Below are 4039 nucleotides of genomic sequence, written 5' to 3' on the forward strand. Positions count from 1 at the left end.
CCACGCGGTCGCTGTTGCCGCCGCGTCGCGGTGTCGCGCTAATGGCAAGAATGTCCGGCATGTCGTCTCCTCCACGCCTTTCAACGAAAAGAAAGGGGGAGCCAAAGCTCCCCCTTGATAATCACGTCTACTCGGCCGTCTTTTTCTTGGCAAACTGCAACATTTTGGCAGCCTGCTTGAAGTCGGGGTTCAAATCGAGCGCCCGCTGTGCGGCAACGCCCATCTTTCGCCACTTCTTCCAGTCGTAGTAGAGTCGGCCGAGGTTGAAATGCAGATATTCGTCGTCGGAGCACACGGCCAGTGCCTTGAGGTAGTACTTTTCGGCGGTCTCGAAATCGCCCATCTTACGCAGGACGATGCCGATTCTGTTGTAGAGAAAGATCGCGTTGGGGTCGTCGCGGAGTGCGTCGTCAAGCAGCTTGAACGCGTCCTGATACCGCTCGGCCTTGAGGTAGCGGTCGGCAATGTTGGCCTTGAGGTCGGAGTCGTCGGAGAAATCCTGAACAAGCTCGTCGAAAACGCTCTTGGCGGCATCGAACTCCTTTTTGTCAAGGTGGTCCTGCCCTCGCTTGAGGCCCTCCTCCTTGCGCTTCTCGAGCGCTGCAAGACCCTCACGCGCCTGATCGGAAACCTGCTCCTGAAGGGCCTTGAGCAGCTCGTTCATTGCCTTGAGCAGGTCCTTCTCCTTGCCGGGCTCATACTTGATGACCAGCGGATAGACCTTGCGCAGGTTGGCGTCCGAGTTCAGGGAGTAGGTGACGTCACGGATGAGCTGTTCAAATTCCGTCCGCTCCGCCTTCATGAGCGACTGGCCAAACACGTTGACCACGGAGTCGCGGACACCTGCACGGCTGTCATGTACTTCCCCTTCTTGAGGAAGGAGTTGACGGAATTGAGTTTTTTTCGTGCGTCAATAAGACTCTTGGACATAGAACGCTCCAGCCTCGTCTGCCCTGTTCGGGGTTATTTTCCCGTCTTTTCCCGCACCATTTCCCTAAAGCGCTTGAAAAAATATCGGCTGTCGTGCGGACCCGGGGCCGCCTCGGGGTGGTGCTGGATTGCCAGAATCGGCTTTTCCTTGTGTGCAAACCCTTCAAGCGTCTGGTCGTTCAGATTGACGTGCGTGGGTTCAAGGAACTCCAGATCGGTTATGTCTACGCAAAATCCATGGTTTTGGGAAGATATTTCAATCTTGCCGGTGGTCAGGTCCATGACCGGATGGTTGCAGCCGTGGTGGCCGAACTTGAGCTTGTAGGTCTTGCCGCCCATGGCCAGACCGAGAATCTGGTGGCCGAGACAAATGCCCGCCACCGGATAGTCAGCGGTCAGGTCCCGTGCAGCTTCAGCCGCACCGTCAACCGCCGCGGGGTCGCCGGGGCCGTTGGACAGGAAGATGGCGTCCGGCTCAAGGGTGCGGACCTCGGCCGCATTGACCGAAGAGGGAACCACCAGAATGTCGAAGCCCTGTTCGGCCAGCAGGCGCAGAATGTTGAACTTGGTGCCGTAGTCGTAAACCACGAGCCGCGGGCCGTCGCCCTGCCAGGAGGCCTGATCGAGAGACTCGAAGTACCGGGGACGCCCGTCCACCCATGCGTAGGGCCGTTCGGTGGAGACACCGTCCGCGAGGTTGAGGCCCTCCATGTCCGGGAGCTGCTTGGCCCGGGTCACGGCCTCTTCTTCGGAAATGTCTTCGGTGGTGATGTAACCGCGCATGGCACCGTGCAGGCGCAGATGGCGGGTCAGGGCGCGGGTGTCGATGCCTTCGATGCCCATGACGCCCGCTTCACGCAGGTATTCGGGCAGCGGCATGGAGGAGCGCCAGTTGCTCGGCACCTTGCAGCACTCCTTGACGATGAACCCGCCAGCCTGAACGGCCAGCGACTCGACATCCTCGGGGTTAACCCCGTAGTTGCCGATGAGGGGGTACGTCATGCACACCAGCTGCCCCTTGTACGAGGGGTCGGTCAGGATTTCCTGATAGCCGGTCATTCCCGTGTTGAAAATGACTTCGCCGCCGGTGTTTCCTTCGCCGGTGAAAGAGGTCCCCCGGAAAATGGTGCCGTCTTCAAGGGCAAGGATAGCTTTCATCTATTCCCTCTCAAGGATCGTAAGAATGTTGTTCAGGTCTTCGGGCCTGTCCACGCCGTGGCAGGCATGGGCCGTCTCGGTCACGCGGATGTCTATGCCGTTTTCAAGGAACCGCAGCTGCTCGAGCCGCTCCCGCTTCTCCAGCGGACTGGGGTCCAGCTCGCCAAAGCGCATCAATGCCTGCATCCTGAAGGCGTAAAGCCCGATGTGCAGATAATACGAGTGCAGACCGCCGTCCCTGTCGAACGGGACCTTTGCACGGGAAAAATAAAGCGCACGCCCGTCCGAGGCAACCACCGCCTTGACCCTGTTCGGATCGTCGGCCTCTTCGGGGCCGATGGTGGACACAAGCGTCGTGACCATGGCCCGGCAGGTGCCGAACGGTTTGAGCAGGTCGTCGATCATGCCCGGCTCAAGGCAAGGCTCGTCGCCCTGCACGTTGACCACCACGGCCTCGGTGTCGATGCCGAGCTTGCGGGCGGCCTCAAGGACTCTGTCGGTGCCGCTGGCGTGGGCCGGGGAGGTCATGACCACGGGAACCCCGAGGTTTTCCGCGGCCTTGAAGATTCGCTCATCGTCGGTGGCGAGGGTGACGCTCTTGAGCGCCGCGCACTGCCCGGCACGTTTCCAGACGTGCCAAAACATCGGTTTTCCGAGGAGTTCCACAAGGGGTTTGCCCGGAAAACGCGACGACTCGTATCTCGCGGGGATGATGCCGTGACATTCGGGAAGTGTGCTCATGATTCAACCGCGCGTTGCCCGTTTACTCGTTTACAAGGAATTGGGCAAGCCGTTTACGAACCGCCTCGGCACCGCCCGTTCTTGAGCGAATGTACCGCGCGGCCTCGGATGCCACCTTTTTCCTTTCCAAAGGGGCCTTGATCGCTGCCGAAAGCGCCTTAACAACCGCCTCCGGGCCGTCCACCTCGACCACGAGGCCGGATTCCACGATTTCTCGCCCTACCCAATGAAAACTGCTCCAGTATCGTCCGATGACCGGACGAAGGCCGCAAGTCAGCGGCTCCAGAAAATTCTGCCCCTTGAGCTTCGGATCGAGATTGCCGCCCACAAACACGGCGCGGGCCATGCCGTATGCCGGAACAAGTTCGCCGAAGGTGTCCCAGAGGATGATCGTTCCCGGCTCGGCCGATCCTTGCAGCTCCGAGCGCAGCACCCACTTCATTCCCCGGCCGTCAAAGAACTCGCGCCAGCGATCCAGCCGCTCCATGTGTCTCGGGAACAGGCCGATCACCGCCTCGGGCGCTTCCCTGCGCAGCCCGTCCAGAACAGCCTCAATGCGCTCCTCTTCCTGACGACGCACCGATCCGAGCACCACGAAGGGCGCATCTTTCGGCAGCAGCCCGGCAAGCGGGTTGTCCTTCTGCCGCGGCCCGGAGGAGCCGACCATGCGGTCGAACTTGATATTGGACATGGTCGTGACCCGCTCCCTGCCGAAAAGCGTGGCAAAACGGGCGGCGTCGCGCTCGGAGACGGCCATGACAGCGTCCGGGGCGAGATCACGAAACAGGCCCGGCCATGTCAGGTATCCGGCGAGGCTGCGCGGGTTCATGCGCCCGTTGGCCAACAGCACCTTGGTGCCCTGCTCCTTGCAGGCCGTCAGGAACCCCGGCCATATCTCGGTTTCCAGAATGAGCGCCACCTTGGGCCGCGCCGAGGCGACGGCCCGGCGCATGATGGACGGGGAGTCAAAGGGAAACATGCGGCACTGCACGGCAACGCCCTGCCCCGTGCCGTGCGTTTCCTCGGCACCACGGCACAGAATATCCATGCCCTGCCGGGTGTTGGTCGTGCAGAGCACCCGCAGCGGATGGTCGGGAAAAGGGCTTTTCATGCCCTTCAGCACTTCCCACGCGAGATAGGCCTCCCCGCCGCTGGCCGCCTGAATCCACAGATCGGCGGACGCGGGCAGGCCGTCGTCGAGCGTGCGCTC

Annotated in this window: 4 protein-coding genes; all 4 read right to left on the reverse strand. The window is 61.3% G+C overall.

The genetic code is table 11. The features are described from left to right. Positions 1-127 precede the first annotated feature (127 nt). A complete protein-coding gene (locus JCM12178_RS17060; protein ID WP_245628854.1) occupies positions 128-829 on the reverse strand; it encodes a tetratricopeptide repeat protein in 702 nt (233 codons plus the stop codon). 134 nt (positions 830-963) lie between these two features. After that, positions 964-2088: a glutamine-hydrolyzing carbamoyl-phosphate synthase small subunit gene (gene carA / locus JCM12178_RS17065; protein WP_054653154.1), complete on the reverse strand. Its 1125-nt coding sequence runs from the start codon at positions 2086-2088 to the stop codon at positions 964-966. Further along, positions 2089-2829: a 3-deoxy-manno-octulosonate cytidylyltransferase gene (kdsB, locus tag JCM12178_RS17070; protein WP_054653156.1), complete on the reverse strand. Its 741-nt coding sequence runs from the start codon at positions 2827-2829 to the stop codon at positions 2089-2091. It abuts the gene before it with no gap. Between the two features lie 22 nt (positions 2830-2851). Next, positions 2852-4039, reverse strand: a 1188-nt coding sequence (locus tag JCM12178_RS17075; protein WP_054653158.1) for a 3-deoxy-D-manno-octulosonic acid transferase, incomplete at its 5' end; no start/stop codon positions are given.

It is taken from the genome of Salidesulfovibrio brasiliensis JCM 12178, assembly GCF_001311825.1.
Taxonomy (GTDB): domain Bacteria; phylum Desulfobacterota; class Desulfovibrionia; order Desulfovibrionales; family Desulfovibrionaceae; genus Pseudodesulfovibrio; species Pseudodesulfovibrio brasiliensis.

Bases quoted from the DNA above. Each gene is read 5' to 3' on its own strand.
- carA (WP_054653154.1), bottom strand. From the start codon at position 2,088: ATGAAAGCTATCCTTGCCCTTGAAGACGGCACCATTTTCCGGGGGACC.
- kdsB (WP_054653156.1), bottom strand. From the start codon at position 2,829: ATGAGCACACTTCCCGAATGTCACGGCATCATCCCCGCGAGATACGAG.